Genomic DNA, 24,971 nt, shown 5'->3' on the forward strand with positions numbered 1-24,971 from the left:
CGCACAGGTTTGTCCATTAAAGGGACCTTATTTTATTTTCTATGCTATTGTGTCACAAAAAAGACTTTTGTTCAAGAATTGTTTGAATTTTTGTTACCATTAAATCAATAGCGACATGATTATGTCCGCCCTCAGGAATGATAATATCCGCGTACCGTTTTGTCGGCTCAATAAATTGATTATGCATCGGCCTGACAACGTTGATATATTGATCAATGACTGAATCCATTGTTCGTCCGCGTTCTTTAATATCTCTGAACAAACGGCGGATTATACGTAAATCAGCATCCGTATCGACAAAAAGTTTTATATCCATTAAATTCCTCAGCCGCTCATCTTCTAAAACAAGAATGCCTTCTAGAATAATAACATCCTTAGGCTCTACTTCAATAATCATTTCAGATCTGCTATGAATGGCATAATCGTAAACAGGCTTTTGAATGGACTCATATTGCAATAGTCTTTCAATATGCTCGATCAGTAAATCATTATCAAACGCAAGCGGGTGATCATAATTTGTTTTTAGACGTTCTTCAAAAGGTAAATGTGCTTGGTCTTTATAATAATAATCCTGTTCCAGCATTAAGATAGAGTGTCCATGAAAGCGGTCATAAATAGATTTTGCTACACTTGTTTTTCCGGAGCCAGAGCCGCCGGCAACACCGATAACAACTGGTTTGCGAGTCATGGTGATTAAATCTCCTTTCGCATCATGTTGTGAGGGTAAACCGGCTTATTTAGCTTAAACTGCACAATTTGCATCGGATGACGGGCAGCATCAAGCTCATTTCCTTTTTCATCCCAAACTTTATCGATCACATGAGTGAAACTTTCAATTTCAGGACCAAAAAACTCGACTTCTTGGCCTGGCTTGAAATGATTGCGCTGCTGCAATGTAACGATTTGCGTCTCAGGATTATAGTCTAAAACTAAGCCAACGAAATCAGAATTCGTCTTTTTGCTATGATTTCCAAACATTTGCTCCTTATACCCAGGAATTCCCTCAAAAAATGCTGGAGCAGTTTCACGATTTGCACACTTAGCCAATTCATCAAGCCATTCCTGCTTAATTTTGAAGTTTTCAGGATCAGCACAATACGCATCTATTACTTTACGGTATACACTTACGACAGTAGCCACATAATGAATAGATTTCATTCGACCTTCAACTTTCAAGCTGTCGATACCAAGCTCGATCATTTGGGGAATAGATTGAATTAAATTTAAATCCTTTGGACTCATCGCAAAAGGGGCATCGCCTTCATTAAAGAATGAAACTTCATTTTCGCCTTCTAATTTATACAGATCATAGTCCCAGCGGCATGATTGGCAGCATCCTCCACGGTTTGAATCACGAGCTGTCATATGATTGCTTAGTGTGCATCGGCCTGAATAAGCAATACACATAGCGCCATGGACAAAGGTCTCAATCTCGATGTCTACCTTTTCCTTCATTTCACGAATTTCTTCCGCACTCGTTTCACGGGCAAGAACGACACGCTCTAATCCTTCTTCTTTCCAGAACTGAACAGCCTTCCAGTTCGATAAGGATTGCTGAGTACTTAAGTGAACTTCAATTTCCGGTGCAACTCTGCGGCACGTTTCAATAATGAGAGGGTCCGCCACTATAATCCCTGCAACTCCGGCTTCACTTAAGCCTTTCATATAATCTTCCAGTCCATCAATATTCTCATTATGTGCGAAAATATTCGTTGTGACATAAATTTTCGCTCCATATTTCTTGGCGAATTCAACGCCTTCCTTCATCTCTTCAAATGTAAAATTATCTGCATTTGAACGTAAGCCGTATTCCTGTCCGCCGATAAATACTGCATCAGCGCCATAATGAACGGCAATTTTCAGTTTTTCTAAGTTACCAGCTGGTGCGAGCAATTCAGGTTTTTTCACAATCACCCGTTTGCCGTTCACCATCTGTGAAATTTTATCTTTCACTGCTGCCATTATACAGCTCCCCTTTCAAGTTTAATCAACTGCGCCTTGGCGTATTTGCGCCCTATACTCACGAGCTTGCTCGAAAAGTTTCATTTGAAAAATCGAGGCATCCGCCGGAGGCTTAACTTTATTCAGCAAGGATTCGCCCCGCTGAATAAGTTACTCTTATTGCATTTATTCGCCACTTTAGAAGTAGTAAACACCTGCTGAATAAAGTATTAATATACCGTTTCCTTAAAGAAAAACCCTGTATCTAATGGTCGATTAGCAGGCTGAATTTCTTCAATGGCATTTAATAGATCATCTTTAATATCATCGTATTGATCAGCATCTTCCACACATAGATCAATCGCTTTTCTATATAGCTTTGTTACTTCAAGAATATATTCTGAACTCTTCAGGATGCCATCGATTTTAAAAGAATCGACCCCTGCCTCAATCATTTCTTGCAGCTCATCGATTATACAAATATCATTTGGACTCATAATATGTGTGCCATTTTCATCCTCGAAAATAGGGTATTTATTTTCCCGTTCCTTATCATGAAGAAACATATTATGCTCATGTTTACGGTTTTCAATTTCCATTACTTTTCCTTGGTACTCATAATAATTGCCAAGGAGAGAACGCTTTGAATGGAACATGGCTGTCATGCCATGTACTTGTACTTCAATCTCTACCTCAGCATGCTCCTTAATTTCAATGATGGCGTCCATGTTTATTTCTCGGGCCAAAACAGCACGTTTCGATCCCTTTCTGCCCCAATAATTACATGTATACCAGTTAGTGCCTGTTGTTTCAGTGCTCCAGTGCAGCTTCATATTTGGCGCTGCTTCTCTTGCAGCCATGAGGACTGCTGGATCTCCAAAAAGAATCGCATCAGCCTTCGCATCCTGTAAAAACTTTATATATTCAGGAAGATCGTCCACTTTTTCATTATGAAAAAGTGCATTCATCGCTACATAAACTTTTTTTCCTTTTTCATGGGCAAGCTCAATGGCTTTCCTTACATCATCTTTTAAAAATTCACCAGCCAAGCGTAATCCATAGCGCTGCTCTCCAATTACAAAAGCATCTGCCCCCGCCTCAGCCAAAGGGATAATATCTTCCACACTTTTCGGTGTGACTAATAATTCCGGCCTTTCCATCATCTCTCACCTCATTTTAGTAATTGCAACCCCATCGCCTACTGGCAGAATGACCGTATAGTATTCAGGATGATTCATTAACCATATGTTAAAGTCATTAATTTTCTTTACTAGAGATCGAATACGTTTATTCTCAATTTCGGTCTCACAAACAAGCCCTTTAAATAGAACATTGTCTGTTATAATCATCCCATCTTTACTTAAATACGGAGAGTATATTTCAAAAAACTTCCTATATTGCCCCTTTGCCGCATCAATGAAAATTGCATCAAATGGTCCATGCTCTTTAATGATCGATTCCACTTCAAGAGCATCACCTTTAACCAAGTGGATCTGAGTTTCTTTTCCTGCCTCTAGTATATATTTCTCTGCAAGCAGGTACCGCTCAGCATCTCTTTCAATCGTAACAATTTCACAGGAAGGCAATGCATAAGCCATTCGAAGAGCTGAGTAGCCTATGGCTGTACCGACTTCCAAAATCGAGTTTGGCTTTTGGATGCGAAGAAGCTGCAGTAATGCCTCAATTCCGGCTAGTTCCATAATTGGAACTTCATTTTCTTTCGCATACTGCTCCATTTCTTCTAAAAGCTTAGGCCTTGCAGGAATAATTCCTTCTATATATGCATGCAGCTTATCGGCTTTCAAGCTGCCATCACCTCAATGTAAAAGTTTTGCTCTATTAACAGAAAAAAATAGCGTTCACAACCATTAAGGATTTACCGGCTATTTACCCAAATCCTTCTTAGCTGTGATTTACGCTACTTTAGAGCCTATTAAAACACTTGTACTATTTTAACATAAATGATAAGGGAAAGCTAATATTCATGTTTTTCCAAGTAAATGAGAGAGGCGCCCTGTTCGGGCGCGTAAAATTATTTATTCGTAATATGCTGTGCCTTTTTCCTATTATGCTCATCTAATGTTTTCGAAAACAGCACTTCTCCAGTCGAAGTTGCCAGGAAATATAAGAAATCTGATTCGGCTGGTGCTAATGCTGCCTCAATTGAAATGACGCCAGCATTTGCAATTGGTCCTGGCGTTAGCCCCGGATATTTATACGTATTATAAGGTGAATCTACCTCTAAATCCTTATATAGCACCCTATCCTTATGTTCACCTTGTGCATAAAGGACAGTTGGATCTGTTTGCAATGGCATTCCTGTTTCCATTCTGTTGTAGAAGACACTTGCAATTTGATTTCTATCTACTTTTTCAGTAGCCTCTTCCTCAATTAAAGACGCCATTGTCAATAATTGGTGGACAGAAAGATTTTGAGCTTCCATCTCCGAACGGTATTCCATTAATACAGAGGCTGTCTTATCAAGCATAACTCCAATAATTTCCTCTATAGTTGGATCTTCTTTATAAAAAGGATAGGTAGCTGGAAATAAATAACCCTCTAATGGATATATAATATCTGCATTTAATATATCATCCGTTAATACATCTGGATATTTAGCCATCATGGATTTAATAAAATCTTGGTCGTTTAGCTTTTGTAATACTTCATCAGCATTCCTATTTGTTTTCTCCGCTATAATACCTGCAATTTGTTTGAGCTGCTTTCCTTCAGGTATTGTCACTTTAAACACTACTTCTTCAACCACTTTTCCTGTTTTTAAACTTCCAATTATTTCAGGAATCGTCATAGATGGCTTTAAGCTATATTCACCGGCCATAAAACCAGTCTCGTTTTTTAATTTAACATAATACTTGAATACACGGGCATCCTTGATGATTCCATTGCTTTCAAGAATTTTACCGATGCTTGTTGTCGATGAGCCGATTGGAATTTCTAACTTCTTCTCTTTATTACTATCCGGGCTTACAGGTTCTAAGGCTGATTTTATATAAAAATACCCCCCGCCAGCAACTGCGCCAACCACTATGATTAAAATTATTGAGATGATAAAAACAATTTTTCTTACCAATTTCGCTTCGCTTTGGCGTTCAATCATTTTTTGACGGATGATATCCTTTTTCTCCTTTTTCTCTTCTTTCGTCATAGACATCCCCTCCTCCTGAGAAAGCGTAAACTAAATTAAATCACGTGATTCTTATACTCGGCTTATTATACTATATTTTCTTTTTATAGTCGCAATAAAATACATAAATCCAAATATACTTGTACAATTCGACCTTTTTCGTATGCAATTTAATTGGCTGTCCCTTAGGATTAGCCACAAATAAAAAAAACCATAGAACGCAAAAAAGCTGGCCAATGGCCAGCTTTACTTTTATTTACCTTCTTTTTCTTCTTCTTCTTCAAGGAATGTATTAAGCATTTCCTCAATTAAATCCCACTCTTCGTCCGTTTCTATCGGCATTAATTCGCCGTCTTGATTATCTTCACTTGGGGTAAAAGCTGAAGCGTGAATATCAATTTCTTCATCATCATTATCATCTGCGCCAATTGGGTAGTAAAGGACGTAAGACTTTCCAAATTCCTCAGAATCAAATGTAAATAACACTTCACATAGCTGCTCGTTTCCTTCTTCATCTACTATAGTAATATTGTTTTCTCCATGGTTCATTCTGTTCACCTCATCGTATTTTGACTATCTATATAGCCTTGTAAAATCATGACGGCTGCCATTTTATCAATGACCTTTTTACGCTTTTTTCTGCTGACATCCGCCTCTAGAAGAACTCTTTCAGCTGCCATTGTTGTCAGTCGCTCGTCCCATAGTACGACAGGCAAGCCAAATCGTTTTTCTAGTTCAGAAGCGTAAAATTGGCTTGCTTCTCCACGCGGCCCGATCGTCCCATTCATATTCTTCGGCAAGCCGACAACAATTTTACTAACTTCATTCTCATTAATAATCTTACCAATCTGCTCGAAACCAAACTCATTTTTCTCTTCATTTATTTTTAAAGTTTCTAAGCCTTGAGCAGTCCAGCCTAGTGCATCACTAAGCGCAATGCCGACCGTTTTTGAGCCGACATCCAATCCCATTGTCCGCATATATTATCCCTTTCGCTGCTGTTTTAAATATGATTTGACTAACTCTTCAATGATTTCGTCACGTTCGAGTTTGCGAATAATATTGCGCGCATCCTTATGGCGGGGAATGTAAGCAGGATCCCCCGACAGCAAATAACCAACGATTTGGTTAATAGGGTTATAACCTTTATCTTGAAGAGCTTCATACACTTGCAAAAGCACCTGGTTAACATCATGTTCCATGGGCTCTTCAGGAAAATTGAATCTCATCGTATTATCAAATGAGCTCATTTCTTACACCTCGCTTTTTTGATGGAAAGCTCTAATGAAAGAACTTTTCTTTATACACAAATCATTGTTTAAGTTCGATTATTAGGTTCATTATTTTAATTAAAATCCCTAATTATATCCATATATTGAACATTTTCGACAGGTTACCTTCATTTTACACTACTTTGTGTATATATCAAAAGGTTTTAACCCATTCTTCAACAAAATTCAATGCACTTTCAAGCTTTTCTGGATCTTTACCGCCTGCTTGTGCCATATCTGGACGGCCACCGCCTCCACCTCCGCAGCGAGTAGCCACTTCTTTAATAATTTTTCCCGCCTGGTATCCTTTTTCAATTAAATCCTTTGTCACACCGGCAATTAAATTAACTTTATCATCATTAACACTGCCTAGTACAACAATAGCGGAACCAAGCTTATTCTTTAAGTCGTCTGCCATATTCCGCAGGTTATTCATGTCAGATGCTGCAACTTTAGCAGCTAATACAGTTACTCCATTAATCTCTTTAGCTTTCGACACAAGGCTTCCAGCTTCAATGTTGCCCAATTTCGCTGCCAATGATTCATTTTCTCTTTGCAGCTGTTTCATTTCGGTTAATAACCCCTCAATTCTTCCAGCTAAATCTTTCGGATTGGCTTTTAATTTATTTGCAGCTTCCTTTAATATACTTATTTGATCATTTAATAATTGGTATGCTGCTTCACCCGTTACAGCCTCAATCCTGCGCGTGCCAGCTCCAATCCCGCTTTCTGATTGGATTTTGAATAGACCAATTACAGATGTGTTCGGAACATGGCATCCCCCGCAAAGTTCAAGACTATAATCACCGACTTGAACAACTCGGACAATCTTGCCGTACTTTTCACCGAATAGCGCCATAGCTCCCATTGCTTTAGCCTCTTCAATGTCTTTATAATCAATTTCTAATTCCAGACTGCGCCAAATTTTTTCATTCACAATGTTTTCAATTTTCTCGAGCTCTTCAGCAGTGATCTGCCCGAAGTGTGAGAAGTCAAAGCGCAAACGGTCAGGCTCTACTAATGAACCTGCTTGGTTAACATGATTTCCAAGAACATCTTTTAACGCCTGATGAAGCAAATGGGTTGCTGTATGATTCTTAATGATCTTTGAACGTGATGCTTCATCCACGCTTGCATGCACACGATCATTTAATTTCAACGTTCCTGTTTCAACGATTGCTTTATGAAGATTTTGGCCATTTGGTGCCTTTTGAACATCTTTAATCACAACTTTTAAACCTTCTGCTTCTAAAATTCCGCTGTCAGCAATTTGACCGCCGCTCTCCGCATAGAAAGGCGTAATATCTAAAATAAGCTGTACTTCTTCGCCTAAATGCGCTTCATTAATCAGCTGCCCATCCTTAACGATTGCTACCACTTGGGAATCCGCCTCAAGGTTATCATAGCCAGTAAATTGACTTTCAACCTTTATTTCTCCTAATACTCCACCTTGAACCTGCATGGAATCAACATCTTGTCTCGCTGCTCTAGCACGTTCACGCTGGCGGTTCATTTCTAGCTCAAAACCATCATGATCAACCTTCATGTCTTCTTCTTCAGCATATTCCTCTGTTAACTCAACAGGGAACCCATACGTATCGTATAAACGGAATACATCCTCGCCCTGGATCAGATCGCTTCCTTTTTCTTTTTCCTTTTTAATAACGGCTGATAAAATCGTCAGTCCTTCATGAAGGGTTTCATGGAAACGTTCCTCTTCATTTTTAATTACTTTTTGGATAAATTCTTCTTTTTCTTTTACTTGCGGGTAGAAATCCTGCATAATCTCCCCAACCACTGGGACTAGCTCAAACATAAATGGACGATTGATATTGATTTGTTTCGCATAACGGACCGCTCTGCGCAGCAAGCGTCTTAAAACATACCCACGGCCTTCGTTTGATGGGAGCGCCCCATCTCCGACTGCAAATGCAACAGTCCGAATATGATCGGCAATTACTTTAAATGCAACGTCAGTTTCTATATTTTCTCCATATTTCACACCAGAGATTTCTTCTGTTCCTCGGATGATTGGCATGAAAAGGTCTGTATCAAAGTTTGTTCGGACATTTTGAACAACGGATGCCATCCGTTCAAGCCCCATCCCAGTATCAATATTTTTCTTTGGAAGCGGGGTATACGTTCCATCTGGATTATGGTTAAATTCTGAAAAAACAAGATTCCAAACCTCGAGATATCTTTCATTTTCTCCGCCTGGGTATAATTCAGGATCATTTAGGTCATCCCCATACTCAGGTCCACGATCATAAAAGATTTCTGTATTCGGACCGCTTGGACCCTCACCAATATCCCAGAAGTTTCCTTCTAAACGAATGATTCTTTCTTCTGGAACACCAATTTGCTTTCTCCAAATATCAAATGCTTCATCATCTTCTGGATGGATTGTGACAGATAATTTTTCCGCTTCAAAGCCAATCCACTTTTCATCGGTAAGAAATTCCCATGCCCATTCGATTGCTTCCTCTTTAAAATAGTCACCAATCGAGAAATTCCCAAGCATTTCAAAAAAAGTATGATGGCGAGCTGTTTTTCCAACGTTTTCAATATCATTCGTACGAATGGATTTTTGGGCATTTGTAATTCTTGGATTTTCCGGAATAACACGGCCATCAAAATATTTCTTCAACGTAGCAACTCCGCTATTAATCCAAAGCAAAGATGGATCTTCATGCGGCACTAAGGGAGCACTCGGTTCAATAGAGTGGCCTTTTTCCTTGAAAAACTCTAAAAATAGACGGCGAATGTCAGAACCTGATAATTGTTTCATGATTATTCCTCCTAAAAATTATGTTTAGTATTGATATATCAGCGACTTTCTTGATATATCGGCAACCTTGCAAATATATCGGCGACTCTCTCTTTTTGCTATTACCCAAGTATTTTTATACGCAAAAAAGCCCTCATCCCTATACAGGGACGAGAGCTTGCTCGTGGTACCACCCTGATTCAGAAGGCAGTCAATCAATAACCTTCATCTCTCAGATCCTTAACGCGGAATAAACGGCAGGTATTAGCTGCACTCGGGATTAGCATTCTGTTATCCTTCATCTAGGAATTCTTCCAGCCAAGGAATTCCCTTTCTTTAGATGGTCTATAACATACTCGTTCCTTCATTGTATTTTCTAGCTTCACTTTTCTAATATAGTCTGAATTATAACGATTTAAAATCATGTTTGTCAACATTTCCTTCATGAACGTGAAAATTTTGAGTTAGGTCCTTTAATAAAATGCGATCTAGCATGAACAAGACTTACTTTTATGACAGCTAAAACCGGTACAGCTATGATTAAGCCGATGACACCGCCTGCTTCTCCACCAGCTAAAAGGGCAAACATAATGACTAACGGGTGCATATCTAAACTTTTTCCGACAATCAAAGGTGATAATATGTTTCCTTCGAGAAATTGCAGGACAAAAACAATAATAACCGAAATGATCACCATTTTAATTGATATAGCGAAAGCAATAATGACTGCTGGGATAGCGCCGACAAATGCACCGAAATAGGGGATAACATTTGTTAATCCAATTATTAAACCAAGCAGTAAAGGATATTTCATTCCAACGAACCAAAAGAGCAGTGCAGAAATGGCTCCAATTGCCACACAGACAATGATCTGTCCCCTTATATAGCCTCCAAGGGACTTATCGATATCCCGCAAAAATAATATGCCTTCCTGCCTCCACTTTCTAGGTGTTAAATACCACACGGTCCGTTTCATTAAATCATAATCCTTGATCATATAAAATGATATAAACGGAATAAGGGCAATGATTATAGAATAATTTAATATATTTATTAGGATATTCACACTTTTCGAAAGCATTTTATCTAAAGAAGATTCCATTGCGAGAATCCCTTCATCAATTCTAGCTTGAATACCCTCAGGCCATGATGAGGTTTTCTCCTGGATTATATCAATCCAACCTCGATACTGATTCGCAAATTGTGGCGCATTTTCAGATAAATCTTCTAATTGGTGTATGAAGGCTGGTATCCCTTTATAAAGGGCCAAACCAATCCCTCCGAAAAATAATATATAAATGCCGAAAACAGCAAGCCCTTTATGAAGACCGCTATTATTAAGTTTTTCTACAATTGGATGAAGCAAATAGGATATAAAAGCTGCAATAATGAAAGGGAGCAGCACAGCAAATGTAACTTTTAGGATGGGCAGCCATAACTCCCTTAGTTTCAAAAAAACAAATAATACAATAAATAGAAGAAGGAGAAAGCCCAAGCGGTAATACCATTTTAACCGAATATCCACGTTCTCCCTCCTTAATTTTTTTTTATTTTTCGTGCAAATTGTGTAAATTATTCATCTAAAAAAGAGGCTAACACGATAAAGTGTTAGCCTCTCTCAAGTTAAAATAGTCTGGTAATTCTTCTCTGCAGCTTTTTCATTTGACGCTGTGACATTAGGTTGTTTCTTTGAACAAGATTATAGGCAGCCATTCCAGCACCGAATGCCATGGCTGTAGTTATCATTTTTTTCAATCCAATCACCTCGTTACAATATATTGTTTATTTTGTTAAACAGTTAGTTTGCAACGATGGGTCAGCATCATTTAGGAAAGATATCGGCGTTCTTCTTCTTCAAATAAATCATCAAGCGAACTCAATGTTCCATCTTCCTCAACCTGATGGGTATTAATTACACCATTAGATATGGTTAGCTCAATAAAGCAGCCCCAGCAATAATATTGACTGATTCCAATTTTTCCAATATCTTTACTTTGGCAATTAGGACATTTTAACATGGAGCAGACACCTCACTCTTTAACGTTAACAATGATAGCGTCCTTTCCAATTGCAGGGGGAGTCTCGGTTTTTACCACGCGTTTTCCTTCCAGCATATCTGAAAAAAAGCCATCCGATAGTTCGTACCCTACAATTGTCCCCACTTCTTCTTGAAAATATACATCCTCTAATAACCCTAGCCGTTCCCCTTCTCTTGTCATCATCATTTTCCCAATTAGCCGGTTTTGGCTATCAAAGGTGTATTCATCCAATTTCTTTATCGGCTCAAGAACCTGCTCGGATTCAACCATGACTCCATCCCATCCAAATGATGAAACATTCTTCACCTCAAGTAAAAGAGATTTTTTGAAGAAAGCGCCCTTTCGAACAATTAAGCCTGTAACGACCCCACCACTTGAAATGCTTATATCAAAAACTTCCCCAATTTTTGTTCCACTTTCTATTTCTATAACTGGGAGTCCTTTTAATAGTGAAAATGTCCGCAAAAGATGTCCCACCCTTCCGGAACATTTATAGTTTGCGTTTTCTTTCATCTAAAAATAAGGTGAATCACTTACCAATCTCCCCAGTAAAATCATATATGAAAATTTGTTATTTCTTGTTATACCTTGGCTTATTAAACCTTTCATTTCGTTCCCCAGCATCGGAAAGCTCTTCAGAAAATTCCACTTCCTGTTTACCTATCGCAAGCTTAGACGATTTAATTTCTACCGCTGTCATATTATTATTCGGAGCTGCTTCCTCATTCCATTTGCCCATCATAATACCTCCTTGAACAAAATAAAAAGCTAAGGAAAGAACAGTCTTTTATACTGCTCTTCCCTTAGCTTCTTTCGGTTTCCATAAAATCATACGGCGTGATATTTTCCATTCCTATTAATGGATCTACCTTCATTAGCACTTCATAAGTTGGAAATTCATCATCAGCTTCAGATTTATCAACTGCAAACGAGTCCAAAATGGTCTCCTGCAGCCTTTCAGTTAGAGTAGTAAGCCTCGAGAGCTCATCTGTTCTTTCAACTCCTAATCTAAATGCTTCTTCTTCACCACATAATATGAGAAATTGTTTACTGCGGGTAATAGCCGTATACAATAAATTTCTTCGCAGCATACGATAATAGCTTTTCACAACAGGCAAAATCACAATCGGAAACTCACTTCCCTGTGATTTGTGGACAGAACAGCAATAGGCAAGGGTAATTTGATTTAAGTCTTGACGTGTATAAGTTACTTCTGTTCCATCAAAAGACACAATAATCATATCCTGTTTTTCCGTATTTTCCTTTGCATAGAAAATAGAAATGATTTCACCCATATCCCCGTTAAAAACATGACTTTCAGGCTGATTGACAAGCTGGAGAACTTTATCGCCTATACGGTATTTAACATCCCCAAACGCAAGCTCTTTTCGACTTCCGTCAGGATTCGGATTGAAAATCTCCTGAAGAATTTCATTCAGCTTATCAATTCCAGCTGGACCCCTGTACATCGGTGCTAAAACCTGAATATCCTTTGCTGTATATCCCTTTTTCTTAGCATTTAAAACAACTTTTTCTACGACAGTTGCGATTTGCCCTGGACTGCATTGAAAAAATGATCTGTCGGCTTGCTGTGCGGTCACATTCATCGAAAGCTTTCCCTTTTTCATTTCATGGGCAAGCTCGATTATCGAAGATCCTTCAGCTTGACGGTATATGTCAGTTAACCGAACAGTAGGAATTCTCTCAGACTGCAGCAAATCCTTTAGAACCTGGCCCGGTCCCACTGATGGAAGCTGATCCTCATCCCCAACTAAGATCACTTGCAAATTTTCCGGAAGGGCCTTGAAGAGCTGATTGGCTAGCCAAATATCAACCATGGAGGTTTCATCCACGATTAAGATTTTACCCTCCAATAAATTTTCTTCACCACGATCGAATCCCTCTGTTCCATTCCACCCAAGCAGTCTGTGAATAGTGACTGCAGGCAAGCCTGTGGATTCCGCCATTCTCTTAGCTGCCCTTCCTGTTGGTGCTGCTAAGAGAAATGGGAAGGGCTCCTCCTTCTTGTAATCTTTAGGATCTAATGAACAACCATGCAGTTCCGCATATAATTCAACAATTCCTTTAATAACTGTTGTTTTTCCTGTACCTGGGCCACCCGTTAGTATTAGCATCGGAGACATAAGCGCCGTTTGGATTGCCTCTTTCTGTGTCGGCGCATATTGAACCTTTAGACGTTCTTCTAATTTTCCAAGAGCCAGAAGAAACTCAGATTCCGGGAATTGTTCATGATATTGAGTTTGCTTCAATAATCGTTTAATATTTGTAACAAGTCCTTTTTCAGAAAAATAAAGGGAAGGCAAATACAGCCTTTGCTCCTCGACCATGATTTTCCCCTCTTCTTGAAGCTTTATAACTTCTTTGGAAATATCATTGAATTCAATTTCATCTCGCTTATTTTCCTCTAAAAGTCTTTGCGTGCTTTGAAGAAGATCCCTTGCTTCTACGTATACATGCCCAGCCTGCATGCTTTCCATTTCTAATATGTAAAGGCAAGCTGCTCTAATTCTTGCTGGGTGATTGCCCGATATTCCGAGCTTATATCCAAGCTCGTCTGCCCTGCCAAATCCAATTCCCTCGATATCCTCAACGAGCTGATAAGGGTTTTTCTGGATTGTTTCGATCGTCATCTCTTTATAGACTTGGTAGATCCTCATGGATATCTGAGGACCAAATCCATATTGATTTAAAGCAATCATGGCCTGCTCAATGCCTTGATGCTGCATGAGTGTATCGTATAAGGACTTCGCTTTTTCAGGAGGCAGTTTTGGGATTCCATCAAGAAGGGACGGTTCATTTAGAATTCTAGTTATTGCATTTTCTCCCAATATTCCAACGATATTTTCGGCTGTTTTTTTACCGATGCCTTTAAATAATTCACTGGAAAGGTAATTAACAACGCCCTGTTTAGTCTGAGGGATATCTTTGCGATAATGGCTAGCATGAAGCTGAACTCCAAATTTAGGGTGTTCTTTCAAATCTCCGTAAAAAATATATGTTTCCTGCTCATGCATTTTCGGAAAATATCCTGTAATAACTGCTTCTTTATCTTCATAATGATGATTCGTTTCGTCCACTCGAATCCGTAAAACCGTATATAAATTTTGTTCATTATGAAAAATGGTTACAAGATGCCTGCCTTTCATATACTTCTTTTCCTGTTCCGAAAATAAATCTAAAGTCCCCTGCAACTCCTGCTTATCCATCGCTCTGCCTCCTTTCCCCCATACTTCAATTTCCTATTGAGCCGTTCCTTTTTCAATTAACTTTTTGCCGTATCCTGCCAATAGATGGTCTGGCTGAATTTCTAGTGCTTTTTCGAAATAATGCAGTGCTTGTTCTTCCTCTTCCTTGAATCCATATGCGACACCAAGATTATAATAAGCATCTGAATGGTTCGGATCGATTTGAATACATTTCTTAAGCTGAATAATAGATTCATCGATAAAGTTTTCTTGAGCCAAGCATAAGCCATATTGAAACAATGCTTCAGCATCATTTTCATTTAATTCTGTGCTTCTTTGTAAATAGGGCAAGGCTAATTTTCCTTGTTCCATCGCTATTAAAGATAATCCAAGCATAAAATAATTATCACCGGATTCCATTCCCTTTTTCATCGCAGTTTCAAACATATTCTTTGCTTCCTGAAAATTTTGAAGATCGTATTGCAAGTTTCCTGCACTATAATAGGCTGCAGCCGCATTTTCATCCAACTTAATTGCTTTTTCATAAAACTTTAATGCTTTTTCCGTTTCACCTACAACGGATAAGACATTGCCAAAATTAATATAAGAGGTCGGGTCTGAAGGATTTTCTTCAATGGCTTCCATAAATACAGTTGCCGCCTCTTCCCATTTTCCTTCTTCCATATATTGAATACCTAATTGGTTTTTATCCATATTAAATTCACTCCGTTCCATTTAGAAGTATAGCATATTCTTTAAAGTTTCAAACGAGAAAAAAGGGCTCATCGACTCTGTTTTAACAGAACCGAAAGAGCCCTTACATCATCATTAAACTAATTTATCCGACATAATCAAGTCGCTGTCCGTCTTTGAATACTTCATCAATCGTTCCGCCGCCTAGGCACTCATCTCCATGATAAAAAACTACTGCCTGTCCAGGAGTTATCGCTCTAATCGGTTCATCAAAAATGACTCTTACTTTGTCATCCCCGAGCAGCTCAACAGTTACATCGTTATCAGGCTGACGGTATCTAAATTTAGCTGTACATTTAAAAGTTTTTGGCTTGTCTTTGTCCGATACCCAACCAATGTTTACGGCTGTAATAGAGTGAGAATAGAGCTTTTCATTGTGGAAGCCTTGACCGACAATCAGAACATTTCTCTTCAAGTCCTTTCCAATTGCAAACCAAGGTTCACCCGCTCCACCGATACCTAATCCATGCCGCTGGCCAATTGTATAATACATCAGACCATCATGTTTTCCCACTACTTTGCCATCGAAGGTTTCCATATTGCCAGGCTGAGCTGGTAAATAACCTCCAAGGAATTCCTTGAAATTTCGTTCGCCAATAAAGCATATTCCTGTACTATCCTTCTTTGTCGCTGTAGCAAGATTTGCCTCAATAGCAATTTCCCTGACCTTAGACTTTTCAATATCGCCAATCGGGAACATGACTTTTTCTAGCTGTGCCTGTCCAAGCTGGTTTAGGAAATACGTTTGATCCTTATTCTCATCAATGCCTCGAAGCATTTTATATTCTCCATCGCGGAAATCGACTCTCGCATAATGTCCTGTCGCCAAGTAATCAGCACCGAGCTTCATAGCATGCTCAAGAAAAGCTTTAAATTTAATTTCTTTATTGCACATGACATCAGGGTTCGGAGTCCGGCCAGCTTTATACTCATCTAGAAAATAGGTAAATACCTTATCCCAATATTGCTTTTCAAAGTTAACAGCATAATAAGGTATCCCAATTTGATTGCAGACGCGAATGACATCATTATAATCCTCAGTTGCTGTACAAACACCGTTTGCATCTGTGTCATCCCAGTTTTTCATAAAAATCCCAATGACATCATACCCTTGTTGTTTTAACAATAGGGCTGCAACTGATGAGTCTACACCGCCTGACATCCCAATAACTACCCTTGTATCTTTAGGCTCTTTTTTCATGTAACTTCACCACGCTTCTATACAAAGTTTCTATGTTGTTAATCGCTTAACGATTCTGCCTGTTTCTTCCGCAACCTTTTCAATTTGTTCCAAAGTATTGAATAGGCCAAAACTAAAACGAATGGAATTTTGAATGCGCGGATCATCCTTGCCAAACATGGCCACTAGAACATGTGATGGATCGATCGAGCCTGCTGTACAGGCCGAGCCGCTAGATGCACCAATGCCAGCTAAATCAAGATTCACAAGCATTGCTTCAACATTCGTTCCGGGAAAGCTTAAGTTTAAAACATGAGGCAAAGAAAAATCAAGCGATCCGTTTTGTATAAACTCTATATGTTGATCTAAGAGCTTTTTCATAAAAGCAGACTTAAACTTCAGGTATTCTTCCTTCTTCGTTTCCATCTCCTGCTGAGAGATGCGTACAGCCTCCAAAAATCCGGCAATGGACGGCACATTTTCAGTACCAGCTCGTCTTTTTCTTTCCTGCTCACCGCCAAAAAGCCGTGGTGCAAGTTTAATATCTGTATTTGCATATAAGAATCCAATCCCTTTTGGTCCATTCATCTTATGTGCCGAAACGGACATTAAATCAATTCCGCATTCCTTGACATTGATTTTTTCAAGACCGTATGCCTGAACTGCATCTGTATGAAATATCGCAGGATGTTCTTTTAAGATTTGGCCAATTTCCTTTATTGGCTGTATCGTTCCAACCTCATTATTGCCGTACATAATCGTTACAAGAATTGTATCATCTCTTAAGGCTTTCTCGAGATCCGCTAAAGAAATTCTCCCCTCTTGATCAACTGGCAAGTAAGTAATTTCAAACCCAAGATTCTTCAGTTGCTCGCAAGTATGAAGGACAGCGTGATGCTCAATTTGGGTTGTAATAATATGTTTTCCTTTATGCTGACTAGAATGGGCAACGCCAAAAATTGCATTGTTATCCGCTTCTGTTCCTCCGCTCGTAAAAATGATTTCATTCGCTTTTGCCCCGATACTTTTCGCTATTTCTTCCCGAGCCTCATCGATAATATGGCGGGCACCTCGGCCAAAAGAATGAATACTGGAAGGATTGCCAAATTCAGCATTCATAACCTCCATCATTTTATCAATCACCTTTGGGTGCATCGGAGAAGTTGCTGCATGATCAACGTAAATCCGCTCCAAATTTTTCACCTTCTTAATTTTATACTCTTTAGCTTAATCCGCGTCTTCTGGGATATATCCGTTGCTTTCGCAAATAAATCTGCCGCTTTCGCAAATATTTAATCTACAGTTACATTTTTCTCTTAAATATAAAACATATAGCCGTCCGTATCTCCATCATCTTTATAATTAGCTAGATCTTCAAGTGTTGTATTATCCAGCACATCTTTCACTGCATCACGTATTCTCATCCAAAGGTGTTTCTTCGCTGGCTCCTCGTCTTCAATCCCTTCTACAGGACTGATTGGACCTTCCAAGACACGTATAATGTCACCTGACGTTATATTAGCAGGCAGATCTCCTAAAATATAACCGCCATACGCTCCACGGATACTCTTCACTAAGCCGGCATTCCTTAAAGGAGCAATGAGCTGCTCCAAATAGTGCTCAGAAAGATCATTCGTTTGTGCAATTGATTTTAAAGAAATCGGGCCTTCTCCATACTTCTTAGCTAATTCCATCATAATAGTTAAACCGTAACGACCTTTTGTCGATATTTTCATTGATTTACACCTCTATCTTTTTCATTTAAAACTGGTATTGCTTCTTTTGCTTTCATTTTATCTAAAAATCGATCCGTCAATTTTTGGCATTGGGGCAAAGCAATACCTGCGATCGGCCCAATCGAAATTCCGATAATAACCGTTCCCCAAAAAACAGGTCCTCCGAGCAGCCAACCGATTAATAGCACAATAATTTCCATACAAAGTCTAATATGGGCCACTTTCCAGCCTGTTTTTGAAGTTAACGCAATCATAAGACTATCTCTTGGACCTGCTCCAAATTGTGCTGAAATATAAATGCCCATTCCGTAACAGCAAATAACTATTCCGCTTATAAACATAATGATTTTTCCTACAAGTGAAGATGGAGTTTGCATAAATGGAAGCATTAAATGAAAATCCATAAACAAACCAAATAAAACCATATTTAATAAAGCACCCACTTTTGGGAACTCCCTTAATATAACTGAAGATGCAGCTAAAATTGCGATTCCAACAATTATGGTCCATGTGCCAATGGTCAGCCCTAACTTGTAATATAATCCTACATGTAAAACATCCCATGGAGTAGCGCCTAAATCAGCGAGAATTAACATCACGACGCCAAGAGTCATTATGAGCAAACCTACAATAAAAACAATGAATCTAGGCCCTATTTGACCCCTTTTTATCATACCCACCTGTCCATTTCTCCCCATTAGTAAAACTTATTCTCAGTATTTAGATAGACTTTTGTTATTATAGCATATTTAAAAGTGATAATCATTTTGTGAAACTTATTATTATGGTATGTTTAATAATATTCTACCTTCGTGAATGTATAAGAAGTTTTGGAGTGATGAAATTGAATATAAAGCCATTAGCATTCCGAATGAGACCGCGGACGATCGAAGAAATCATTGGGCAAGAGCATCTTGTAGCAGAAGGAAAAATTATTAATCGAATGGTGAAAGCTAAACAGCTGAGCTCGATGATTTTATACGGACCTCCTGGAATAGGCAAAACATCCATTGCCAGTGCAATTGCCGGAAGCACCCGTTTCGCTTTTCGGAACTTAAATGCTGTTACGAATAATAAAAAAGATATGGAAATCGTTGCTGCCGAGGCAAAAATGTCCGGAAAAGTGATACTGCTCCTTGACGAAGTACACAGGTTAGATAAAGGGAAGCAAGATTTCCTTCTCCCTTTTTTAGAAAATGGGATGATTACACTAATTGGTGCAACGACAAGCAATCCTTACCATGCCATTAATCCAGCGATCCGCAGCCGCTGTCAAATTTTTGAACTGAAGCCTTTATCAGTTGAAAATATTAAAGAGGCCTTGCTCCGAGCAATCGAGGATAAGGAGCGAGGATTAGGAGAAAAACATGTTCAGGTAACAGAAGAGGCACTTACGCATTTCTCAACTGCCTCAAACGGAGATGTAAGAAGCTCGTTAAATGCTTTAGAGCTGGCTGTTTTATCAACTGAACCTAATAGCGAAAACATCATCCAAATTGATTTAGCGGCAGCTGAAGAATGCATGCAGCGAAAAAGCTTAACTCATGATAAAGATGGGGATGCTCATTACGATGTTCTCTCTGCATTTCAGAAATCGATCCGGGGAAGCGATGTCAATGCCGCTTTGCACTATTTAGGAAGATTAATTGAAGCAGGGGATTTACAAAGCATTAGCAGACGATTACTAGTAATCGCCTATGAAGATATCGGACTTGCTTCTCCTCAAGCCGGTGCAAGAACGTTGGCGGCGATTGAAACCGCGGAAAGAGTTGGTTTTCCAGAAGGGAGAATACCACTTGCCAATGCAGTTATTGAATTATGCTTATCACCGAAATCAAACTCAGCGATAATGGCTATCGATGCGGCTCTTGCCGACATTAGGCATGGCATTAGCGGGGAAGTTCCAGATCATCTTAAGGATGCCCATTACAAAGGGGCAAAAGAACTTGGCAGAGGCATTGATTATAAATATCCCCACGATTATGAAGGTGGCTGGATTAAGCAGCAATACCTTCCTAATAATATAAAAAATAAAGTTTATTACCAGCCAAAGAAAACGGGCAAATTTGAGCAGGCTATATCTGTCATTTACTCTAATCTCCAAAAGTAAAAAAAAGATGAAATCAGCTATTTTTTTGATTTCATCTTTTTTTATCTATCGTCCTTTTTACCCTAAAAAATTTAAAACATAACTATGATGGATGCTAACGTGTTTGCACAGCCATGAAGCAGCCAGCTTGACACAATAGAGCCCTCTGATTGCTTCTCATTTAACCACCCCATTAACCAACCAGCTATTCCTGTAATGAGTGTGATAATAACTGCCCCCCAAAAACCTGCGTAAGAAAAAAGCAAAATCCCATGCAGAAGCCCAAATAATAAACTTTGTACTCCATTTCCTACTTGTAATCCAAATTTGTGAACTAATCTTTTCATTAAAAATCCTCTAAAAAAAACTTCCTCTGATAATCCCGTCTGTAAAAAAGCATAGATTAAAGCTGGAATTAATGCATCGATGCCCTTTCCAGAAAATTGGGCTGTTGCCAAAACTGATTGGTCAACAAAATAGGGGATAATAATAAATGACGGAATGGATAAAAATATTATTGTAGCTATAAATGTAATCACATATTTCCTTTTGTTATGAATAATAGGCTTTTTAAAACCTACCCATCTAATAAAACTTGTTTCTTTCCTGCCAAAAATCAACCACCAAATAAAGGGGATGATTGATAGAAGCAATACTTGTAAAATTGCAGTAATAAGAGAATTTATTATTTGCATAAGATAACCTCCTATATACTTTAAGCTGCTACATCCCTTTTCTTAAATACGTAGAAAGCCACTGCTTGAAATAATGCGAAATATAAAACTAACATGATGACAGAGAAGCCTAATGTCATTCCTTCAACCATTGGAGATCCTTCAAAATATTGCAGTAAATCTGTGTTTGCAAATAATAAATATTTCGCCCACTCATATTTCAATGAAATCAGTCTAGTCACCTGTCCTCCCATGAATAAAAGGAATAATGATAGTCCAATCGCTAGGGAATTATTTCTAAATGCTGCTGAAATCATAAAGGCCATCGTAGCAAGCATCAGCATATTGATAGATTTAAGACCGTAATAAGAAATTAAATGAGCAAGCATGCTTTGTTCGGTCACTTTCCCGTTAAAATAGTTTAAATAAGGGGTAGGATGTTCGGGCAATCCGAATAGAATCGCTCCTAGACCTGCTGAGTAAACGAACAATAGAAGAAGCATAAATAAACCGAATATCAAAACTGTTAAATACTTTGCCAGTAAAATCTTTCCTCTTTTTATCGGCCGAATTAATAACAGCTTAATGGTTCCCCAATTAAATTCACTAGCGACAATTCCTGCTGCAATAATGATTGTAAATAATCCAACAAATTCGATTGTCTGTGAAGCATCATTAACAAATCCCCATATCGAATAATCTTCATTTGGAGAAATATCATGGTCAATTCGATACGTATTGATTGCTATTTCTCTTTCATAATGATCCTTCATTTCTCTAGGTGCAGAACCACCCATTTCTTCTAACTGCTTTTTATAACTGTCATTCTGAACTTGTAGTCCTCTTTTCCATTCTGTGTTATCCGGAACAGACCCTTTCGTTTCCTGATATTTAATAAAGCCGCCAGCTATCGTTGTGACTAAAAGGAGAATTCCAATCATGACATACGTCCCAGGTCGCTTAAATATTTTCATCCATTCATTTTGGATTAGTCTAAACATGCTCCGTCACCTCCTTGGAAGTCACTTCTAGGAATCGATCTTCTAGTGTTTTTGTCATCTCTTTAATTCCATAAATTTGTATTCCATTATTAACGAGCTCTTTTACTATAACTGGAACAGCCTCTCTTTTTAACGGAACCGCGATGCCATTTTCAATCAGCTGCACCTGTAGATCAGAGTATAACTCCCTTATTACAAAACTTGCTTTCTCCTTTTCATCGACTTCAATCTCATAAACCTTTTCATTACCTTGGACAAAATCGCTCATAAGCTGTACATCAATGAGCTTTCCTTTTTGGATAATGCCGATACGGTCACACATCATTTCCATTTCAGATAAAAGGTGGCTTGATACGATAACTGCCATATCCCTTTCCCTGGCAAGCATTCTTAGATGATCCCTGATCTCCCTTATTCCGGCCGGGTCTAATCCATTGGTCGGCTCATCAAGAATCAATACCTTTGGATCATGGAGAAGGCATTGTGCGAGTCCTAATCTTTGTCTCATCCCGAGAGAATAAGTTTTTACCTTGTCATGGATTCTATCTGTCAGACCGACAAGCTCAACAGTCTCATTTATTTTTTCTTTCGTTACTCCCTTAGACATTCTTGCATAATGAACAAGGTTCTGATACCCGCTCATAAATTTATACATTTCAGGGTTCTCAACAATGGCACCTACATGAGTAATGGCTTTTTCAAAATCTGTTTTAATACTCTGGCCAAGGATTTTGATATCACCAGATGTCATCCCAATTAACCCTACTATCATCCGAATGGTGGTCGTCTTTCCAGCACCGTTTGGTCCAAGAAAACCAAACACTTCTCCTTTATTAACATTAAAGCTCAAAGAATCAATGATTGTTCTGCCTTTAATGGTTTTTGTTACGTTTTGAATTTCCACAATGGCTTTCAATTATTTTCCCTCCCATCCGAAAATGTCTTTTTCATCCATTCAATGATGGAAAGACCTTCAGTTTCTCTCAATTCCTCTACATGATGACGGGCGATTATTTTCCCATTTTGAATAGCAAGCACTTCATCAAGTAAAGGCTCAATTTCATCAATTTCATGTGTAGCGATAATCACGATTTGGTTTTCAAAATCAATATAAGAGAGCAATCCCTTTACGATTGAATCCCTTACCATTGGATCAAGGCCAGAAAAAGGTTCATCTAACAGCAATACAGATGCTTCCCTTGCTAAAACAAGAACAAGCTTTAAACGGCCGCGGTTTCCTTTTGACAACTGCTTAATTTTTTTATTCGGATCCAAGTTCATAAATTGAAGTAATTCTTCCGCCCGTTCCATTCGAAAATCTGCAAACTGTGTAGCATAAAAATTGATCATATCCTTTACCTTAAAAGACGGGTAGAACATATCAAGTTCCGACAAATAAGCTACACTTCCCGCAACTCTTCGATCAGATGCTTGCCCATTCACAATTACCTTCCCAGCAGATGGGAGGACAAGACCGGCAATCATCTTCAATGTTGTAGATTTGCCGCTTCCGTTAGGACCAAGCAAGCCATATATTTTCCCGCTTTCAAGCTTAAAGGAAACATCGTCTAACCCAAGTTCACGTCCATACTTTTTCGTTACATGCTGAAATTCAATCATCCTAATCACCCAGCCTTCCCTTTATAAAAAACTCTAAGCCGGAAACCATTTCTTCTTCTGAAAAGCCAAGCTCTTTCATATTAGTAAAGAAGGCTTCAATAATATCCATTTGCAGTTTGCCTTTTAATTCCTTTATTAGATTTGTATTTTCAGTTACAAATGTTCCTTGCCCGCGTTTCGTCTCCACAATTTCCATCCTTTCTAACTCACTATAGGATCGTTGAATTGTATTTGGATTCACACCTGTTTGTATCGCCATTTCACGGACAGAGGGAAGCTTATTTCCAGGCAATAACTCCCCTCTAATGATTTGCTGATTTATTTTATCAACGATTTGCATATATATTGGCTTCGATGCTTGGAATTCTTCTCCCAATACACTACACCTCCACTTTCCGTTCTAATAGCCAAACTGCGATGAGGAAAACGATGACGGCTACAGCTGTATACATAATTCCGTTCATAATTGATATTTCAGCCGTATCTACTAATCCTGCTGATGCAGAGGTTTTTTCCGCTTCAAACTTTAAGGTTTTCATTGGAGCTAACTGGATAACACCTATATTTATAAACTTTTTATAAAAAGGGAGGTTTTGAATATAATTACTAGCTGCAGATAAAACAACCCATATCCCGATTAGGATTGGCCAACGAAATGGCTTAAGTGATGGAACTCCTTTTATTGAGTGATATAAGGACCAGTAAAATAACACCCATATGCCTAAATAAATCGAGCTTAAAGCAAGGGCCAATCCAATAAAGCTAAGATTAGGCAAAGGTTCTCCAGCAAATTGATTAAAGCTTTCTGCATAGGTGGAATGATTTACTTGCCAATCTGCAATAAGTAAGGCAATTGAAAACGAAATAAGAAAATAAACCGTTCCTGCTGAAAGCTTAGCAAGGAAAAGCTTTGCACCATGATTAGGATTGTGCAGCCAAAGTTGTGAATGACCTTCGATATTAAGTGAATTTATTAAGTATGCTGGCAAATAAAAAACATGGCCAACCACAATCATGATAGAAATGATAGGAAAAATAACAGACTCTTCAAAGTAATGCATTAACCCTATACCTGCAATGAAAGAAAAAAATAATATCCCAATCCCTACCATAAACCAGCTTTTAGTCAATTTAATTTCTTTTATGATTAAGCCTTTAAATGCTAACATAGTTCCCCTCCTGTATGAGTGTTCCGGTGTACTAGTCAAATAATACACTGGTACGAATTAATTAGTCAATGCTTTTTACTAATTTTTAGAAAAATGGGCTATTCAACCAATAAAAAAGCCCAACATAAGCTAATGGGTTCGGTTGAGAGGTGCAAAACAATAAATAGCAGTATAATTGGGAATCCAATTCGCATATGAATTGGATTCTTTTTATTTGTTGATATATAAGGGTTTATGCATTTTAGCAGTCAAATTAGCATTATAATTCACACTGTAATTAACAACAATCTGTTGGACAACAGACAGTCTACGAAATATGTGTTAAAGTTGATAAATTTATTTCAATTCAAATCACTCAATTAAATTAGAGTAATTTTTTT

At 38.4% G+C, this 24,971-nt stretch carries 27 protein-coding genes; 1 reads left to right on the forward strand and 26 read right to left on the reverse strand.

The window, feature by feature from the left end; genetic code table 11:
- Positions 1-52 precede the first annotated feature (52 nt).
- From udk to V7122_RS08170, 20 genes are all read right to left on the reverse strand, one after another.
- A complete protein-coding gene (gene udk / locus V7122_RS08075) occupies positions 53-688 on the reverse strand; it encodes a uridine kinase (protein ID WP_335347963.1) in 636 nt (211 codons plus the stop codon).
- Positions 689-693: 5 nt separating this feature from the next.
- Positions 694-1,962, reverse strand: a complete 1,269-nt coding sequence (locus V7122_RS08080) for a peptidase U32 family protein (protein ID WP_335526271.1) — start codon at positions 1,960-1,962, stop codon at positions 694-696.
- 209 nt (positions 1,963-2,171) lie between these two features.
- Complete coding sequence (locus V7122_RS08085) at positions 2,172-3,101, reverse strand: peptidase U32 family protein (RefSeq protein ID WP_335526311.1); 930 nt, start codon at positions 3,099-3,101, stop codon at positions 2,172-2,174.
- Between the two features lie 6 nt (positions 3,102-3,107).
- Positions 3,108-3,746, reverse strand: a complete 639-nt coding sequence (locus V7122_RS08090; RefSeq protein WP_335526273.1) for an O-methyltransferase — start codon at positions 3,744-3,746, stop codon at positions 3,108-3,110.
- Between the two features lie 227 nt (positions 3,747-3,973).
- Positions 3,974-5,107, reverse strand: a complete 1,134-nt coding sequence (mltG, locus tag V7122_RS08095) for an endolytic transglycosylase MltG (protein WP_335526275.1) — start codon at positions 5,105-5,107, stop codon at positions 3,974-3,976.
- Between the two features lie 231 nt (positions 5,108-5,338).
- Entirely contained in the window at positions 5,339-5,635 is a 297-nt protein-coding gene (locus tag V7122_RS08100; RefSeq protein ID WP_335526277.1) for a DUF1292 domain-containing protein, read from the reverse strand.
- A gap of 5 nt (positions 5,636-5,640) precedes the next feature.
- A complete protein-coding gene (gene ruvX / locus V7122_RS08105; RefSeq protein WP_335354177.1) occupies positions 5,641-6,066 on the reverse strand; it encodes a Holliday junction resolvase RuvX in 426 nt (141 codons plus the stop codon).
- Between the two features lie 3 nt (positions 6,067-6,069).
- A complete protein-coding gene (locus V7122_RS08110; protein ID WP_066293092.1) occupies positions 6,070-6,336 on the reverse strand; it encodes an IreB family regulatory phosphoprotein in 267 nt (88 codons plus the stop codon).
- 175 nt (positions 6,337-6,511) lie between these two features.
- The gene (gene alaS / locus V7122_RS08115; RefSeq protein WP_335526279.1) at positions 6,512-9,145 is read right to left on the reverse strand and encodes an alanine--tRNA ligase; all 2,634 of its coding nucleotides are present in this window, start codon (positions 9,143-9,145) and stop codon (positions 6,512-6,514) included.
- Between the two features lie 421 nt (positions 9,146-9,566).
- Positions 9,567-10,649: an AI-2E family transporter gene (locus tag V7122_RS08120; protein WP_335354179.1), complete on the reverse strand. Its 1,083-nt coding sequence runs from the start codon at positions 10,647-10,649 to the stop codon at positions 9,567-9,569.
- 98 nt (positions 10,650-10,747) lie between these two features.
- Positions 10,748-10,870 (reverse strand): DUF3918 family protein, encoded by a 123-nt coding sequence (locus V7122_RS08125; RefSeq protein ID WP_335354188.1) that lies wholly within the window; start codon positions 10,868-10,870, stop codon positions 10,748-10,750.
- A gap of 80 nt (positions 10,871-10,950) precedes the next feature.
- Positions 10,951-11,142, reverse strand: coding sequence for a hypothetical protein (locus V7122_RS08130; protein ID WP_335354180.1), 192 nt, complete (start codon positions 11,140-11,142; stop codon positions 10,951-10,953).
- A 12-nt stretch (positions 11,143-11,154) separates the two neighbouring features.
- Positions 11,155-11,628: a PRC-barrel domain-containing protein gene (locus V7122_RS08135; protein ID WP_335526282.1), complete on the reverse strand. Its 474-nt coding sequence runs from the start codon at positions 11,626-11,628 to the stop codon at positions 11,155-11,157.
- A gap of 106 nt (positions 11,629-11,734) precedes the next feature.
- On the reverse strand, positions 11,735-11,902 hold the full coding sequence (locus tag V7122_RS08140; RefSeq protein ID WP_335526284.1) for a hypothetical protein: 168 nt from the start codon (positions 11,900-11,902) through the stop codon (positions 11,735-11,737).
- Between the two features lie 64 nt (positions 11,903-11,966).
- Entirely contained in the window at positions 11,967-14,390 is a 2,424-nt protein-coding gene (gene recD2 / locus V7122_RS08145; protein ID WP_335526286.1) for an SF1B family DNA helicase RecD2, read from the reverse strand.
- A gap of 33 nt (positions 14,391-14,423) precedes the next feature.
- Positions 14,424-15,083, reverse strand: coding sequence for a tetratricopeptide repeat protein (locus V7122_RS08150; RefSeq protein WP_335526288.1), 660 nt, complete (start codon positions 15,081-15,083; stop codon positions 14,424-14,426).
- A gap of 124 nt (positions 15,084-15,207) precedes the next feature.
- Positions 15,208-16,323 (reverse strand): tRNA 2-thiouridine(34) synthase MnmA, encoded by a 1,116-nt coding sequence (mnmA, locus tag V7122_RS08155; protein ID WP_335526289.1) that lies wholly within the window; start codon positions 16,321-16,323, stop codon positions 15,208-15,210.
- A 30-nt stretch (positions 16,324-16,353) separates the two neighbouring features.
- Positions 16,354-17,496 carry a cysteine desulfurase family protein gene (locus V7122_RS08160; protein WP_335526290.1) on the reverse strand — a complete coding sequence of 381 codons (1,143 nt, stop codon included), beginning with the start codon at positions 17,494-17,496 and terminating at the stop codon, positions 16,354-16,356.
- Positions 17,497-17,618: 122 nt separating this feature from the next.
- Positions 17,619-18,038 carry a cysteine metabolism transcriptional regulator CymR gene (gene cymR / locus V7122_RS08165; RefSeq protein WP_335526291.1) on the reverse strand — a complete coding sequence of 140 codons (420 nt, stop codon included), beginning with the start codon at positions 18,036-18,038 and terminating at the stop codon, positions 17,619-17,621.
- Entirely contained in the window at positions 18,035-18,712 is a 678-nt protein-coding gene (locus tag V7122_RS08170) for a YczE/YyaS/YitT family protein (RefSeq protein WP_335526313.1), read from the reverse strand. Before V7122_RS08170 ends, cymR begins: the two co-directional genes overlap by 4 nt.
- A 176-nt stretch (positions 18,713-18,888) precedes the next feature.
- Between V7122_RS08170 and V7122_RS08175 the strand changes: the two genes are divergently transcribed.
- The gene (locus V7122_RS08175; RefSeq protein ID WP_335526314.1) at positions 18,889-20,148 is read left to right on the forward strand and encodes a replication-associated recombination protein A; all 1,260 of its coding nucleotides are present in this window, start codon (positions 18,889-18,891) and stop codon (positions 20,146-20,148) included.
- 71 nt (positions 20,149-20,219) lie between these two features.
- Here V7122_RS08175 and V7122_RS08180 read toward each other — a convergent pair whose 3' ends face one another.
- The 6 genes from V7122_RS08180 to V7122_RS08205 are packed head-to-tail and all read right to left on the reverse strand — an operon-like array spanning position 20,220 to position 24,591.
- Entirely contained in the window at positions 20,220-20,822 is a 603-nt protein-coding gene (locus V7122_RS08180) for a CPBP family intramembrane glutamic endopeptidase (protein ID WP_335526293.1), read from the reverse strand.
- Between the two features lie 20 nt (positions 20,823-20,842).
- Positions 20,843-21,802, reverse strand: coding sequence for an ABC transporter permease (locus V7122_RS08185; protein ID WP_335526295.1), 960 nt, complete (start codon positions 21,800-21,802; stop codon positions 20,843-20,845).
- Positions 21,795-22,718 carry an ABC transporter ATP-binding protein gene (locus V7122_RS08190; RefSeq protein WP_335526296.1) on the reverse strand — a complete coding sequence of 308 codons (924 nt, stop codon included), beginning with the start codon at positions 22,716-22,718 and terminating at the stop codon, positions 21,795-21,797. The genes V7122_RS08185 and V7122_RS08190 overlap by 8 nt, the downstream gene beginning before the upstream one ends.
- Positions 22,715-23,422 (reverse strand): ABC transporter ATP-binding protein, encoded by a 708-nt coding sequence (locus V7122_RS08195; protein WP_335486395.1) that lies wholly within the window; start codon positions 23,420-23,422, stop codon positions 22,715-22,717. Before V7122_RS08195 ends, V7122_RS08190 begins: the two co-directional genes overlap by 4 nt.
- A 1-nt stretch (position 23,423) precedes the next feature.
- Positions 23,424-23,798, reverse strand: a complete 375-nt coding sequence (locus tag V7122_RS08200) for a GntR family transcriptional regulator (protein WP_335526298.1) — start codon at positions 23,796-23,798, stop codon at positions 23,424-23,426.
- A 4-nt stretch (positions 23,799-23,802) separates the two neighbouring features.
- Positions 23,803-24,591 carry a hypothetical protein gene (locus tag V7122_RS08205; RefSeq protein WP_335526299.1) on the reverse strand — a complete coding sequence of 263 codons (789 nt, stop codon included), beginning with the start codon at positions 24,589-24,591 and terminating at the stop codon, positions 23,803-23,805.
- Between the last annotated feature and the right edge of the window lie 380 nt (positions 24,592-24,971).

Origin of the sequence: Bacillus sp. JJ1532 (genome assembly GCF_036965085.1) — a bacterium.
Lineage (GTDB): Bacteria > Bacillota > Bacilli > Bacillales > Cytobacillaceae > Cytobacillus.

Excerpts from the sequence above, each read along its gene's own strand:
- mltG (WP_335526275.1), bottom strand. The coding sequence starts at position 5,107 with ATGACGAAAGAAGAGAAAAAGGAGAAAAAGGATATCATCCGTCAAAAA.
- recD2 (WP_335526286.1), bottom strand. The coding sequence starts at position 14,390 with ATGGATAAGCAGGAGTTGCAGGGGACTTTAGATTTATTTTCGGAACAG.
- V7122_RS08180 (WP_335526293.1), bottom strand. The coding sequence starts at position 20,822 with ATGCAAATAATAAATTCTCTTATTACTGCAATTTTACAAGTATTGCTT.
- V7122_RS08130 (WP_335354180.1), bottom strand. The coding sequence starts at position 11,142 with ATGTTAAAATGTCCTAATTGCCAAAGTAAAGATATTGGAAAAATTGGA.
- V7122_RS08140 (WP_335526284.1), bottom strand. The coding sequence starts at position 11,902 with ATGGGCAAATGGAATGAGGAAGCAGCTCCGAATAATAATATGACAGCG.
- mnmA (WP_335526289.1), bottom strand. The coding sequence starts at position 16,323 with ATGAAAAAAGAGCCTAAAGATACAAGGGTAGTTATTGGGATGTCAGGC.
- ruvX (WP_335354177.1), bottom strand. The coding sequence starts at position 6,066 with ATGCGGACAATGGGATTGGATGTCGGCTCAAAAACGGTCGGCATTGCG.
- V7122_RS08205 (WP_335526299.1), bottom strand. The coding sequence starts at position 24,591 with ATGTTAGCATTTAAAGGCTTAATCATAAAAGAAATTAAATTGACTAAA.
- V7122_RS08110 (WP_066293092.1), bottom strand. The coding sequence starts at position 6,336 with ATGAGCTCATTTGATAATACGATGAGATTCAATTTTCCTGAAGAGCCC.
- V7122_RS08125 (WP_335354188.1), bottom strand. The coding sequence starts at position 10,870 with ATGATAACTACAGCCATGGCATTCGGTGCTGGAATGGCTGCCTATAAT.
- udk (WP_335347963.1), bottom strand. The coding sequence starts at position 688 with ATGACTCGCAAACCAGTTGTTATCGGTGTTGCCGGCGGCTCTGGCTCC.
- V7122_RS08100 (WP_335526277.1), bottom strand. The coding sequence starts at position 5,635 with ATGAACCATGGAGAAAACAATATTACTATAGTAGATGAAGAAGGAAAC.
- V7122_RS08080 (WP_335526271.1), bottom strand. The coding sequence starts at position 1,962 with ATGGCAGCAGTGAAAGATAAAATTTCACAGATGGTGAACGGCAAACGG.
- cymR (WP_335526291.1), bottom strand. The coding sequence starts at position 18,038 with ATGAAAATATCGACAAAAGGTCGTTACGGTTTAACTATTATGATGGAA.
- V7122_RS08185 (WP_335526295.1), bottom strand. The coding sequence starts at position 21,802 with ATGTTTAGACTAATCCAAAATGAATGGATGAAAATATTTAAGCGACCT.
- V7122_RS08170 (WP_335526313.1), bottom strand. The coding sequence starts at position 18,712 with ATGATAAAAAGGGGTCAAATAGGGCCTAGATTCATTGTTTTTATTGTA.
- V7122_RS08150 (WP_335526288.1), bottom strand. The coding sequence starts at position 15,083 with ATGGATAAAAACCAATTAGGTATTCAATATATGGAAGAAGGAAAATGG.
- alaS (WP_335526279.1), bottom strand. The coding sequence starts at position 9,145 with ATGAAACAATTATCAGGTTCTGACATTCGCCGTCTATTTTTAGAGTTT.
- V7122_RS08195 (WP_335486395.1), bottom strand. The coding sequence starts at position 23,422 with ATGATTGAATTTCAGCATGTAACGAAAAAGTATGGACGTGAACTTGGG.
- V7122_RS08085 (WP_335526311.1), bottom strand. The coding sequence starts at position 3,101 with ATGGAAAGGCCGGAATTATTAGTCACACCGAAAAGTGTGGAAGATATT.